General features: G+C 56.3%; 15 protein-coding genes. 8 read left to right on the forward strand and 7 right to left on the reverse strand.

Features of this window, described 5'->3' with window-relative positions:
* The first annotated feature begins 33 nt into the window (after window positions 1-33).
* Both AUP42_RS19015 and AUP42_RS19020 read left to right on the forward strand, forming a co-directional pair.
* A complete protein-coding gene (locus AUP42_RS19015) occupies window positions 34-759 on the forward strand; it encodes an rRNA large subunit pseudouridine synthase E (protein WP_197467376.1) in 726 nt (241 codons plus the stop codon).
* Window positions 760-764: 5 nt separating this feature from the next.
* Window positions 765-1,652 (forward strand): 23S rRNA (adenine(2030)-N(6))-methyltransferase RlmJ, encoded by an 888-nt coding sequence (locus AUP42_RS19020; RefSeq protein ID WP_062953183.1) that lies wholly within the window; start codon window positions 765-767, stop codon window positions 1,650-1,652.
* Window positions 1,653-1,741: 89 nt separating this feature from the next.
* On the opposite strand, the gene AUP42_RS19025 is transcribed toward AUP42_RS19020, so the two are convergent.
* Together AUP42_RS19025 and AUP42_RS19030 are read right to left on the reverse strand one after the other, a co-directional pair.
* Window positions 1,742-2,446 (reverse strand): ChrR family anti-sigma-E factor, encoded by a 705-nt coding sequence (locus tag AUP42_RS19025; protein WP_062953184.1) that lies wholly within the window; start codon window positions 2,444-2,446, stop codon window positions 1,742-1,744.
* Window positions 2,443-3,033 carry a sigma-70 family RNA polymerase sigma factor gene (locus AUP42_RS19030; protein ID WP_231858353.1) on the reverse strand — a complete coding sequence of 197 codons (591 nt, stop codon included), beginning with the start codon at window positions 3,031-3,033 and terminating at the stop codon, window positions 2,443-2,445. The genes AUP42_RS19025 and AUP42_RS19030 overlap by 4 nt, the downstream gene beginning before the upstream one ends.
* Window positions 3,034-3,244: 211 nt before the next feature.
* On the opposite strand from AUP42_RS19030, the gene AUP42_RS19035 reads away from it, so the two are divergent.
* The 5 genes from AUP42_RS19035 to AUP42_RS19055 all read left to right on the forward strand — a co-directional run bounded on the left by AUP42_RS19035 (window position 3,245) and on the right by AUP42_RS19055 (window position 8,595).
* On the forward strand, window positions 3,245-4,588 hold the full coding sequence (locus tag AUP42_RS19035) for an NAD(P)/FAD-dependent oxidoreductase (protein ID WP_062953186.1): 1,344 nt from the start codon (window positions 3,245-3,247) through the stop codon (window positions 4,586-4,588).
* Entirely contained in the window at window positions 4,585-5,406 is an 822-nt protein-coding gene (locus tag AUP42_RS19040) for a DUF1365 domain-containing protein (protein ID WP_062953187.1), read from the forward strand. The genes AUP42_RS19035 and AUP42_RS19040 overlap by 4 nt, the downstream gene beginning before the upstream one ends.
* 7 nt (window positions 5,407-5,413) lie before the next feature.
* Window positions 5,414-6,691: an SAM-dependent methyltransferase gene (locus AUP42_RS19045; protein ID WP_082824856.1), complete on the forward strand. Its 1,278-nt coding sequence runs from the start codon at window positions 5,414-5,416 to the stop codon at window positions 6,689-6,691.
* Entirely contained in the window at window positions 6,678-8,018 is a 1,341-nt protein-coding gene (locus tag AUP42_RS19050; protein ID WP_062953188.1) for an MFS transporter, read from the forward strand. Before AUP42_RS19045 ends, AUP42_RS19050 begins: the two co-directional genes overlap by 14 nt.
* Before the next feature lie 85 nt (window positions 8,019-8,103).
* A complete protein-coding gene (locus tag AUP42_RS19055; RefSeq protein ID WP_062953239.1) occupies window positions 8,104-8,595 on the forward strand; it encodes a DUF3833 domain-containing protein in 492 nt (163 codons plus the stop codon).
* Here the strand turns inward: AUP42_RS19055 and AUP42_RS19060 are convergent.
* The 3 genes from AUP42_RS19060 to AUP42_RS19070 are packed head-to-tail and all read right to left on the reverse strand — an operon-like array spanning window position 8,558 to window position 10,546.
* Complete coding sequence (locus tag AUP42_RS19060; RefSeq protein ID WP_062953189.1) at window positions 8,558-9,004, reverse strand: nuclear transport factor 2 family protein; 447 nt, start codon at window positions 9,002-9,004, stop codon at window positions 8,558-8,560. The genes AUP42_RS19055 and AUP42_RS19060 overlap by 38 nt on opposite strands.
* Window positions 8,997-9,773: an SDR family NAD(P)-dependent oxidoreductase gene (locus AUP42_RS19065; protein WP_062953190.1), complete on the reverse strand. Its 777-nt coding sequence runs from the start codon at window positions 9,771-9,773 to the stop codon at window positions 8,997-8,999. The genes AUP42_RS19060 and AUP42_RS19065 overlap by 8 nt, the downstream gene beginning before the upstream one ends.
* Complete coding sequence (locus tag AUP42_RS19070; RefSeq protein ID WP_062953191.1) at window positions 9,770-10,546, reverse strand: DUF6134 family protein; 777 nt, start codon at window positions 10,544-10,546, stop codon at window positions 9,770-9,772. The genes AUP42_RS19065 and AUP42_RS19070 overlap by 4 nt, the downstream gene beginning before the upstream one ends.
* 189 nt (window positions 10,547-10,735) lie before the next feature.
* Here AUP42_RS19070 and AUP42_RS19075 point away from each other — a divergent pair, with 189 nt between their 5' ends.
* Window positions 10,736-11,545 carry an RluA family pseudouridine synthase gene (locus tag AUP42_RS19075; protein WP_062953192.1) on the forward strand — a complete coding sequence of 270 codons (810 nt, stop codon included), beginning with the start codon at window positions 10,736-10,738 and terminating at the stop codon, window positions 11,543-11,545.
* On the opposite strand, the gene AUP42_RS19080 is transcribed toward AUP42_RS19075, so the two are convergent.
* Both AUP42_RS19080 and AUP42_RS19085 read right to left on the reverse strand, forming a co-directional pair.
* Entirely contained in the window at window positions 11,471-12,397 is a 927-nt protein-coding gene (locus AUP42_RS19080) for an AEC family transporter (RefSeq protein WP_062953193.1), read from the reverse strand. The two genes, AUP42_RS19075 and AUP42_RS19080, sit on opposite strands and share 75 nt — an antisense overlap.
* Before the next feature lie 55 nt (window positions 12,398-12,452).
* Window positions 12,453-12,899 (reverse strand): methylglyoxal synthase, encoded by a 447-nt coding sequence (locus tag AUP42_RS19085; RefSeq protein ID WP_007089211.1) that lies wholly within the window; start codon window positions 12,897-12,899, stop codon window positions 12,453-12,455.
* Between the last annotated feature and the right edge of the window lie 88 nt (window positions 12,900-12,987).

Consider the following 12,987-nt stretch of genomic DNA (forward strand, 5'->3'; position numbering starts at 1 on the left):
TGCCCGGTTGACTTGTCTGGCAAAAATGGTTCTATGCGGCGCATGGCGCAGCTGATCCTTTTTAACAAGCCGTATGGCGTTTTGACCCAGTTTACCGACCGTGAAAACGGTCGGGCGACGTTGGCTGATTATATCGATCTGCCCGGTGTCTATGCCGCCGGGCGGCTGGATCGCGATAGCGAAGGGTTGCTGCTGCTGACCGATAACGGGCCATTGAATGCCCAGATCGCCCATCCGAAATTCAAAAAACCGAAAACCTATTGGGTTCAGGTCGAGGGCGAGCCGACCGAGGAAGCCCTTGCCGCGCTTCGTAACGGGGTCGAGTTGAAAGACGGCATGACCCGCCCGGCGCGTGCGCGCCTGATGGGGGAGCCCGAAAATCTTTGGCCGCGTGATCCGCCCGTGCGGTTTCGCAAATCGGTGCCGACAAGCTGGATCGAACTTAGCATTACCGAAGGCCGCAACCGGCAGGTCCGCCGCATGACGGCGGCTGTCGGGTTTCCGACCCTGCGTCTGATCCGCTATGCGATTGGTGACTGGACGCTGGATGATCTTGCGCCCGGTGACTGGCAGGCCATCGAGGTCAGTGCACCGGAAGCGGCCCCGATACAGGTCAAGCCCCTGCCCGGGAACATGCAGGCCAACCGTCGGCCCCGCACCGAGGGTGACGGCAAAAGCACATTCCGGCCCGCACGACCGCAAAAGTCGCGCAACCATAAACAGTCACGCGGCGGCAAGCCGCGCGCACCCAAAGGATAAAGGCAATGCTCAGCTATCTGCACGGCTTTCACGCGGGCAACTTTGCCGATATTCACAAGCATGCCGCGATGCGGATCATCCTTGATTATCTGTGCAAAAAGGAAAAACCGTTCTGCGTGATTGATACCCATGCCGGGTCAGGCTGGTACGATCTTGGCAGTGCCCAGTCGGCGAAAACCGGTGAATGGAAAAACGGCATCGCCGCCGCCCAGCAAAAGGGAAATGCCCCCAAACAGATGCAGCCCTTCCTTGATCAGATCGCGGCATTTGATCCGATTGCCAAGGGGCGCGATTACGGCGTGTTTGAAGATGATGACCTTAAGGGGCCATTTTATCCGGGATCGCCGTTTATCATGCGCGAATTGCTGCGTGATCATGATGAAATGATCCTGATGGAATTGCATCCGCGCGAATATGACCTGCTGGAATACAGTGTTGAACGCGATCCGCGTATTCACCTGCACAAGCGCGATGGGTATGAGGGACTGGTTGGCATGATGCCACCGGCCATCCGGCGCGGTCTGGTTCTGATGGATCCCAGTTACGACGTGAAACAGGATTATCAGAAGGCAGCGAGTTCTATCAAACGCGCCTGGGAACGGTGGGAAAATGGCATCTTCATGCTGTGGTATCCGATCCTTGAGGCGGGATTTGATGCTGAACTGCGTGAAAACTTTGCCCGGATCAAAGCCAAGGGTGGCGTGCTTTGTGCGGAGCTTTCGACCAATCAGGGCGGGGCAAAGGGACGCATGCGCGGCACGGGACTTATGATCATCAACCCGCCTTATGGTTTTGATCAGCAGTTTGATGAAATCGGCCAGTGGCTGTGCGATGCGGTCAAATTGCCCGGTCCGGCAACGCACCGAACCCATTGGCTGGTGCCGTCGCAATAGGCCCGCGGACGAGACGGGGCAGGATTCAAATTAAAAGGCCGCGGACATCGGTGTGTCCGCGGCCTTTCTGCGTTGGGACGCAGTTTGACTTATATGCCGATGAAGGGCTGCAACAGTTTGGGCAGCAGACGGTTGAACTTCATCGGGGCATCGGTGGCAATCAGACAGATGCATTCCTCGGCGGTGTCGGCAATCGGCTGATGATCGACATCGTTGCCAAGATCTGCGACGTCACCGGCGCGGAACCGGCCGATTTCATCGATATAGGACCCTTTAAGCAACAGGGTCATTTCATGACCGTGATGCCCGTGATCAGGGATCGAGACGCCCGGTGCGATTTTCATCAAACGCACGGTGCCTTTGCTTTCGATAGATTTAAGCTGGTAATGCTTCACACCCGGTGCCAGCGACTTCCAAGGAATGTCTTCGAGGGAGAGAACATTATCAGGCAAAAGATCGGCCAACGGGCGCGGGACGGACGGAATGGCTGATCCGGTGATGCTTTCCCCGACAGCGACGCGCCGTGTGGACGGCATTTCGCGGAAGACGACATTTTCGTTGGCGGTTTCGCGTTCGATCATGGCCATGACATGGTCAAGCGCATGGGCATCCATCGACATGACGTTTGCCGTTTCAAGCGCCGCACCACCAAGGGTCTCGAATTCCGCGACCTTTTCACGGCATTTCGGGCACAGTGTCATATGCGTTGCCACGAGCAGTTCCATCGCCTGCGACAGCTTGCCACTGGCGTAATCCATCAATGTCTGGTCTGTCGGGTGGTGTTTGATATTCATGCTACACCCTCCAATCCACCACGAAGTTTGGTTAAGGCCAATCGCAACCGCGATTTGACGGTGCCCAGCGGAATATCAAGCTGTTCGGCAATTTCGCTGTGCGAGAGATCTTCAAAAAACGACAATTCAACAACCACTTTCTGATCGGCGGGCAATTCTTCCATCGCGGATTTGACGAGAACGGCATGTTCATCCCGGTCTACGATTTCGTCGGCAAGCGGGCTATCATCAATAATCAGCGTCGGATCGGAATCATCCACCTCGATATGTTTGCGTTGCCGGAAACGATCAATGCGAAGGTTTCGGGCGATTGTAAAAATCCATGTACTGGCGGCGGCCTTTTGCGGATCAAACAGATGCGCCTTGCGCCAGACCTGCATCATGGCTTCCTGTGCGAGTTCTTCGGCATTTTCGGAATTGCCGCCAAACCGGAACATGTAGGCTTTGACGCGAGGGGCAAAATGGGCAAACAGCTGTGCAAATGCCTCACGGTCCTGCGTCGCCGCAACCGCAACAATCCAGCTGGCACATCGCTTGGCCTCGGCGGGGTCAGCCGGTCCGGGCCTTGTTCTTGTCGTGCCGCTCATTTTCGTTTCTGGTCCCCTTCGGGGCCGCGTCATGATGGTGTTCATGGATCATCATACGTCGGCCGGAAAATTTTGGATCAAACGAATTTGTACGTTTTCTGCCAATTACTTACAATTATCAGCATTCGTTGTTATGCAGTGATCCGCAACTTGCTGTCATGCGTAATCATATGTAGTTCAAACAATAACACTGCAAGCAGGCGCGGCACATATGACGCTTCGATCATCGGGGAAACTCAATATAGCTGTTGTTGGTTCGGGTATTTCCGGCCTGTCGGCGGCCTGGTTGCTCAGCCAGTCCCACACTGTCACGCTTTATGAAAAGGATGACCGGCCCGGCGGGCATTCCAACACCGTGGATGCAGGGCAAACACCGGTTGATACCGGTTTCATTGTCTATAACACCCGTTGTTATCCCAATCTTTGCGCGCTGTTTGATCATCTTGGTGTGCAAACGGCTGCGACCGATATGTCCTTTGCCGCGTCGATGGACAGGGGTGGGCTGGAATATGGCGGATCTGATCTGGCATCATTGATCGCGCAGAAACGCAATATTTTCCGCCCGCGCTTCTGGCGAATGGTACGTGATATTCTGCGATTTTATCGCGAAGCGCCGCTTGCGCTTGAAACCGGGCAGGCGGAAACGCAAAGTCTTGGCGATTATCTGACGGCCAATCGTTATTCGAAATCCTTTATCAATGATCATCTGTTGCCGATGGGGGCCGCGATCTGGTCCACCCCTGTCGATACGATGATGGAGTATCCGTTGGCGGCGTTTGTCCGGTTCTGTCAGAACCACGGACTTTTGCAGATCAAGGATCGGCCGCAATGGCGCACCGTTGTTGGTGGATCGCGCCAGTATGTCAGCAAGATGATCAAAGATATTTCCGGTGGTGTGATCCTTGATAGCGCCATTACCCAGGTCGGACCGAACGGCAAGGGGGGCGTATTCATCGAAGACCGTTACGGCGAGCGGACGGACTACGATCACGTTGTTCTGGCCTGCCATGGTGATCAGGCGCTTTCGCTTCAGGCCAATCCGGCGCCCGCGGTGCGCGATCTTTTGTCAGCGTTTCAGTATGAACGCAATCTGGCGATCCTGCATGATGATGACAGCCTGATGCCCCGGACGCGCAAGGTCTGGTCAAGCTGGAACTACCTTGCCGAGGAGCATGACGGGGAACAGAAAGTCTGTGTAACTTACTGGATGAACCGGTTGCAGCATCTAGACGAAGGGCAGCCGCTTTTTGTGACCCTGAACCCGGCACGCCCGCCGCGCGAGGGCAGCGTTATTCGATCCTTCCTGTATGACCACCCGGTTTTTGATGCCGCGGCGATGGATGCCCAGAAACGGCTTTGGTCGATCCAGGGGCAGGATAACATCTGGTATTGCGGCAGTTATTTTGGATATGGCTTCCACGAAGACGGCATTCAGTCGGGCCTTGCGGTGGCAGAAGCACTGGGCAATGTCCGGCGGCCATGGAACGTTGAAAATGAAAGCGGTCGTATTCATCTGGGGCCTATCAATATCGCGCAAAAAGAAGCTGCCGAATGACAGGTACATGGACATCCGCCCTGTTTGAAGGATCGGTGATGCATCATCGCCTTCGCCCGCGCGATCACAAATTGCGCTATCGGGTGTTTTCCTTTTTGTTCGATCTTGATGAAATCGATGGCTTGGCCGGATCGCTGAAACTGTTTAGCCGTAACCGGTTCAACCTGTTTTCATTCCATGACCGCGACCATGCGGACCGCGATCATGGGGATATCCGCACACGCATCGAAGATATCCTGAAAAAGCATGATCTGGGCGATTGTGCGCACAGGATCGAATTGCTGTGTTATCCGCGGATTCTGGGCTTCGTTTTCAATCCGCTGTCGGTTTATTTCTGCCATCGTGCCGATGGGTCGGTGGGGGCGGTCCTGTATGAGGTGTCCAATACATTCGGGGATCGGCACAGTTATCTGATCCCGGTCCGCCCGGATGCCATTGATGAAAAAGGCGTGTTGCGCCAGAGCTGCGCGAAGGGATTTTACGTTTCGCCCTTCATCGATATGCAGGCCGACTATCATTTCCGCATTTGCATGCCAGACGAAAAGGTCGCGGTGGCCATCCGTGAAACCGACAGGGACGGTGCATTTCTGAATGCGGCCTTTGTCGGTGATCGAACCGCGCTTTCTGATCGTAATCTGTTTATGGCCTTTGTTCGCTATCCGCTGATGACGATTAAGGTGGTGGCGGGCATTCATTACGAGGCGCTGCATCTGTGGCGCAAAGGCATGAAGTTCCATAAACGTCCAAAGCCGCCAGCACATGATGTGACTTACGTGTTGGCAGCCAATAGCCAGACGGCCGAAGCCGCAAAAAGGTAATCAGGAAATGCCGGAACGCAATCGATCCTCTTCGACCATTGTTCGCCCGTTTCGTGACCGGTTCCTGCCCGTTATTGGTGGCATGACCGGAAGTCGCAACGTGCTGAAAATCATGCTGAAACGCATTCTGGCGCATTTGCATTATGGCCGGCTGACGATTGTTTTGCCCGATGGGGATACGTTGCAGTTTACCGGCGAGGAACAGACCGAAATCCGGGCAGTTTTGCATATTCATGACTGGAAGGCGATCCGCAGGCTTGCGACCGGGGGCGATGTTGCCTTTGCCGAGGCCTATATGGATGGCGCCTGGAGCAGCCCGGACCTGACCAAGGTGATGCGGGTGGCGATGCTGAACGAAAATATCGTTCGTGCCCGGCTGGCAGGTGGCATGATTTCGCGCGTGATTGCCCGGATCGGGCATCTTCGGAATGCCAATACGGTCGAAGGATCAAAACGCAATATTGCCTATCACTATGACCTTGGAAACCGGTTCTATCAGGAATGGCTTGATCCGGGGATGACCTATTCATCGGGTCTTTATCGTCGCAAGGACATGACACTTGAAGCCGCACAGGATGCCAAGTACCGCCGGATTTGCGACCTTGCATCGCTGCAACCAGGCGAACGGGTTCTGGAAGTCGGGTGTGGCTGGGGCGGTTTTGCCGAAATGGCGGCAGGGCAGCATCGTTGCCATGTGACGGGTTTGACGCTTTCGCGCGAACAGCATGCCTTTGCGCGCAATCGCCTGCTGACACTTGGCCTTTCGGATCGCACCCAGATCGAGCTTCGCGATTATCGTCATCAGGACGGGCAGTTCGACAAGATCGTTTCGATTGAAATGTTCGAGGCGGTTGGCGAGGAACACTGGCCGATCTATTTCGATATGATCCGCAAGCGTTTAAAACCGGGCGGCAAGGCGGTTTTGCAAATCATCACCATTGATCATGACCGGTTCGAGGATTACCGCAAGGGTGCCGATTTTATCCAGCGCTATATCTTTCCGGGTGGTTTGCTGCCCTCGCCGGAGGCGCTGGGCAAGGCCATCGACAAGGCTGGTCTTTCGCTGCGGCATTCCGAATTTTTCGGCAAATCCTATGCCCGAACACTCGCCGAATGGCAGCGCCGTTTCCAGCATGGCTGGGACAGCATTGCCGAGCAGGGGTTTGATATCCGTTTCAAACGGATGTGGGAATATTACCTGTCCTATTGCGAAACCGGGTTTGACGAAGGGTCGATCAATGTCGGGTTCTTTGTGATCGAACATCCCGAAAATGCCGCAACCTGATCGCGCCCGCAAAACCGCCATTTACTATGCACTGCCAGCGATGGCAGCTGCGGTGCCGACGATTCCCGCCTATGTCCTGTTGCCCAGTTATTATGGCGATGACCTTGGCCTTGGGCTTGCCCTTACGGGGGCGATCCTTCTGGCGGTGCGGATTATCGACATGCTGACCGATCCGTTGGCCGGATGGCTTTCGGATTATACGGGACGGCGCAAAATCTGGGTCGGGTTCGGAGCGGTGATTGCCGGGATCGGGATCTGGCTGCTGTTTGTGCCGCCCGATCAGCCGGGTGGCTGGCATCTTTTCATGTCGGCAAGCATCCTTTTCCTTGGCTGGACGCTGTTTCAGGTGCCGTATCTGGCGTGGGGAGCGGACCTTTCGGGGGATTACCGGGAACGCACACTGATCACGTCCTTGCGCGAGGGGGCGGGGCTGATTGGTATTGTCATTGCCGGGGCGATCCCGGTCGTGATGATGAACGCATCCCGGGCCGATGAAATCCGGTCCCTTGCGGTCATGACGATTATCGCCGGGGCGGTTTTCGTTACCCTTATGATCATCAAGGTCCCCGATAGTGCGGCCCGTAACGGGCGGCGTGATATCCCGGATCAGACGGGGATTTCCCTTCGTACCCGGTTTGGCCAGTCACTGCGCAGCCTGCGTCAGAACCGGTTGTTCGTGCGGTTGCTTGCGGCATGGATGATCAATGGCCTTGCCGGTGGATTGCCGGCCGTCTGTTTCCCGCTTTTTGTGCGCTATTACCTTAAGCTTGATACCGACGCCGAAAACGCGCTGATCCTTTTGTATTTTGTTGCAGCCATCGCCGCCATTCCTCTTTGGGTGTTTCTGGCCGGTAAAATCAGCAAACACCGGGTCTGGTGCATGGCGATGATCATGGCGGTTTCGGCGTTTGCGTTTGTGCCGTTTCTGTCGACCGGCGACTGGATCGGGTTTGCGGTGATCTGTGTGGTTACCGGCGCGGCCTTGGGGGCGGATCTGGCGCTGCCACCCGCCATTCAGGCCGATGTCGATGACTGGGACCGGTACCGGTTTCATGCCAGCCGGACCGGTGTTCTGTTTGCGCTTTGGAACATGACCAACAAGCTTGCGATGGCGTTGGCGGCGGGCATTGCCCTGCCGATTTTGGGGGCTTTTGGCCTTACCGATGGGGGCACTGAAAATTCCGCGGCTTTGATCGCACTTGTCATGATCTATGCGGTGTTACCCATCGTACTGAAAGCAGGAGCAATCGGGATGATGTGGCGTTTTCCGCTGGATCGCGTGCATCAGGTTGCCATTCGTCGGCGTCTGGCTCGCCGCACCTTCTGATCCTTGTATCCTTTGCGGGAGAAAGCTGATGCTGCGATCTTTTACGGCGCTTGTGATGGTTTTGATACTTACCGGGTGTGGGTCAATGAAACCGCAGGATTTTGCGCAAAAAGAGCCCCGCTTCGATGTGTTTGAATACTTCGAAGGCAATAGTCGGGCCTGGGGAATTTTCGAGGACCGGTTCGGAAAACTGCGTCGTCAGTTCACGGTCGATATCACCGGGACCATCGATGATGGCGTTCTGACACTGGAAGAGGATTTTCTGTATGACGATGGTGAACAGGACCGCCGTGTATGGACAATCCGCAAGACCGGTGAGCACAGCCTGAGCGGGGAGGCCGATGATATCATCGGCACGGCCGCGGGCGTGCAGTATGGCAATGCGCTGAACTGGAGCTATGAAATGGACCTGAAGGTCGGTGACGGTAGCTGGCGGGTCAGTTTCGATGACTGGATGTTTTTGCAGGGCGACGGGGTTCTTGTGAACCGGGCACGCGTGCGCAAATGGGGGTTCGAGATCGGCGAGGTCACCCTGTTCTTTACGAAACAGCCATCCGTGCTGCGAGCCGCCGAATAAACCAGCCCAACACCGGAATGCGCGCATAAAAGGCCATCCCGGAATCCCAATGATCGACGTGGGATGAAATGCGCGTGCCATCATCGGAAAATGTCACGGCCGACATGCCGGTGACATCCCAATTCCCCAGAACCGAAATCCTGGCCGTAAAGCGCCAGCGCAGAAAACCGAGATCGTTATCAAGCGCCTGATGGGTAACGATGAATTGCGGATTTTCGGTATCGCGAAACATCTTGTCGAGATATGCACAAACCCGATCCGGGCCGTTGATGGTGTTGAACGGATCGGTAAAGCTGTAATCCGGTGTGACGTGATGATGCAGGTTTTCAACCGTTTCCGGGCCCAGATTGGCAAAATAATCACCATAGGCTTTCAGCGTTTCAAGTTTGGCTGATTGCACATCATCCATCGGATTTTCCCATCACTTTGCGGATCAGTTTGAAATAAAGCCCATAGGGCAGAATGCGGGCAAGCTTTAGCTGTCGGACAAAGGGCGGCGGAAAGGCGATTTCAAATCCGTTGCCGCGCGTCAGGCCGTGATAAACAAAGCCCGCGGCCTGTTCCGGGGTTTGCAGATAGGGCATGTCGAAATCGTTTTTGTCGGTCAGCCGGGTTTTGACAAAGCCCGGATTGATCACGCGAAGATGAACGCCCGTGCCCCCCAATTCCGCATGCAGGGTTTCGCACAAATTGATCAGGGCGGCCTTGGTCGGGCCGTAGGCCCCGGCCTTTGGCAGGCCCCGATATCCGGCGACCGAGGCGACAACCGCGATTTCGCCCGAACCGCGTTTGCGCATTTTCGGGATCAGGGTTTCAAGACAATTGACCGTGCCGAAATAATTGACATCGAAATGATCGCGGATGGTTTTGGCCGAAAATTCATCGACCGGCATCGGCGAATAGATCCCGGCAGCCAGAACCACCAGATCGGGCAGGCCAAACCGGTCTTCGATCAGGGCAATCGCATCGCGAACCGCATCGGGTTTGGTCACATCAAGCGGCACGGCATGGATGTTTTCCGACGATGCGGCCAGATCGGACAGCGCATCGGCGGAGCGTGCCGATGCGATAATCGTCGTGTTTGCGCCCGCATCGGATTTTGCGAATTTTTCGACAAGTGCCGCCCCGATCCCGGCGGATGCGCCGACGATCCAGACGGTTCTGAAATGTTTGGTCATCCGCGATGGTCCTTTTGGGCATTGTCGGTCTGGCAACTTGTGCAGCGATAGGTGATTTCAGAGCCATCCCGCGCCTTGAAGCGCAATCCAACCCACCGGCCATCGGCATCGTACCATGCATTGGTTTGAAGCTCGCCGTCATAGGTGAAGTGGGTCGCGTTGATCATGCCGTTGCCAACAGCCAGACGTTCGCCCCCCGTCTGGGATATGGTGATCGCGTTGGGATTGCCGGTCAGCGTATTGAGGACCTGATCGGTTTGCAAAACACCGCAATGCCAGTGATCGGTCGGGAAAATTCCGGGTGGCAGGGACTTCTGACCATCGGGGCCATCAACGACAAGCTGATCGTTTTCGCGCCGTGCCGAAATGCTGGTCTGATCACCGTCATCATCGACCTCTACCGATAGAGTCGATAATTGACCATCCTGCCAGATGCTTTCGGATCGGTAACGGAAGCTATAGGCATTGAAGCCCAGAAACGAGATATCGATATTGCTTTGGGCGACAACCTGAAGACCGTCCTTGCCGCGATTGAAACGCACGATATGCTGCCCGACCGGGGCATCGTTGCGGCGGATCTGAAACACCAGTTCATTGCCGTAACGCGCAATCGGATCGAAGTTTCGGCAGGCCGCACTGCGGTCAAGGCCATCGGATTGTGCGGGGGTAAGGGCCGATAATTCGCCGTTCTGCGCGAAGGCCGAACCGGCATTCTGGGCCGCCAGAATGGCAAGGGTGGCAAGCAGATATTTAAAAGGTTTCGGGCGTGGCATGTGATGGCGTACCCTGCTTTTGGCCCCGGCGAACAAAGTGCGTCAAAGCCGGATTGCGAAGAATGAATTCTGTGTTTCCATACGCAGATGATTGCCGTCTGGATCAGGTTTGGGGGTGGGGCCGGTTGCTGCGCGATTGCAGCATGTGTGGCTTTGCGGTAAAGCAGGGCCAACAATGAAAGGCCGACCATGCCCCATCCGATAGCCGAAGATCTGATCGCAAGCGTTCTGCATCGCGATTCAAATGTCATCGTTCTGAACAAGCCGCCGGGATTGGCGTCGCATGGCGGGCCGAAAACCTATTTCCATGTCGATGCGTATCTGCCCGACCTTAAATTCGGCATTCAGCCCGAACCAACCCTGGCGCACCGGCTTGATCGCGATACGGCCGGGTGCCTGTTGCTGTGCCGGCATCCGAAATCATCGAAAAAGATCACCCGCCTGTTTACCGAAAAGCTGATCGGCAAAACCTATTGGGCCGTGGTGCGTGGTGCGGTTGCCGATGATCACGGCTTTATCGACGCGCCGATTGGCAAGACCAATGATGAAAGCGGCTGGCGGATGCTGGTCCATGAAGACGGGCAGCCATCAAAGACCGAATATCAGGTACTGGGGCGCGGCAAGGACGAAGCGGGCAATGATATCACCTGGCTTGCGTTAACGCCCCATACGGGCCGCACGCACCAGCTTCGTGTGCATCTGGACCATATCGGTCATCCGGTTCTGGGCGATCCGTTTTATGGTCGGGGGGATGAACCGCCGATTTTTGGACAGCCGCCGACCCTGATGCTGCTGTCACGCCAGATCGTGGTGCCGTTCCATGCCGACCGGGAGCCGGTGGTGGTCGATGCACCGCCGCCGGAGCTGATGCGGCCGGGGCTTTCGGCCTGTGGCTATGCGGGTGACTATGCCCCGCATGCGGCGTCAGTTGATGCTCAGTATGGCGGCGATGGCAGCGATGCTGAAGGCGGACAGGAGAGTTTCGAGGGTGATGATTGAGGCCATGGCCTCCGGATCGCCATTAAGCTGCCGGGCGAGGATATAGGCGTTGCCGGCGCAGGGCATACCGGCATAAAGCACTCCCATCGCCAGAACCATACCCTCCACCCCGGCCAGATGCAGCGCAATGCCGGTGATGACCGGCAGGATCGCAAGCTTGATCGTGGTTGAAAGCGCGATGGCGCCCAATGCCTGTTTGCTGAGGATAAAACGCAGTCCGGCCCCGACCGACAGCAGGCTGAGCGGCAAGGCGGCGGTTTTGAAAAGGGCCGCGGTATTTTCAATCGGCAGCGGCACGTGAATGTTGCTGATATTAAGCACCGCACCGGCCCCGGCGGCGATGATGATCGGGTTTTGCGCAAGCCCGATCATGATGCGTTTAAAGCTGCCCTTGCCACCCGCAAAGGCATTCAGCACCACAACGCCCAGCATGTTGGTCGCAATCACCATCACCGCAACAAAGACAATCGCCAGTGCCAGACCTTCGCTGCCATAAAGCGCATCGGCAACGGCAAGCAGCACATAGCTGTTATAGCGCACCGATCCCTGAAAGATCGAGGTAAAGAGCGGTGTGTTGCTGGTGATCAGCGGCCGCAAAAGCAGCAGGACAGCCGCAAGGAAAAGGGTCGCGCCCAAGGTGACCATGACGGCGGTGCCCGCATGCCCGGAACTGAAATCGGCACGGTAAATTTCCACCATCAGAAGCGATGGCAGCAGCAGGTAATAGGTCAGCCGATCAATCCCGGCCCAGATGTCAGAACCGGTGATCAGATAACGTTTGAGTGCCGCCCCGACCAGAATGGCGGCAAAGATCGGAAAGATGGCGGCGATCAGGTCGTAGGCAAGCTGCATGGGGTGGTCGCATCAGTTTGATGTGGGGTGGGCCCAGAGCGGGCCGGGGGATGTCTCAAACCTTGCGGTTCTGGTATTCGGCAAAAACCTGTTCGGGGGAATGGCCGCGATATTGTTCGCAGATTTCCTCGAATTTCGGGTTGCTGATCAGAAGGTCGGCGGTGCTGCGGTTGCATGCAATCGGCACTTCATACATGTTGGCCAGCCGGATCAGGGCCCGGACATCAACATCGTGGGGCTGGGGCGTCATCGGGTCGGTGAAGAAAAACATCGCCTGCAATTCGCCATGCGCAATCATCGAGCCGAGCTGCTGATCACCGCCGAACGGGCCGCTTTTAAGCGCCACGATATCGAGATCGGGGAAGCGTTCCTGAAGCACGCGCCCGGTGGTGCCGGTGGCAAAAATCCGGGTGCCGGAAAACTGTGATTTGTGGGTTTCCAGCCAATCGGCCATTTCGCGTTTGCGACGGTCATGGGCGACAAGTCCGATCGAAAGCGTCATGGGTGGTTTCTCCTGCGTCTTGATCCGGGCAATCCCGGCGGGTGATCTTAGCGGACCGGTCCTTCATAGGGCAATATGATGGCATAAT

Source organism: Thalassospira lucentensis (assembly GCF_001613805.1).
Taxonomy (GTDB): domain Bacteria; phylum Pseudomonadota; class Alphaproteobacteria; order Rhodospirillales; family Thalassospiraceae; genus Thalassospira; species Thalassospira lucentensis_A.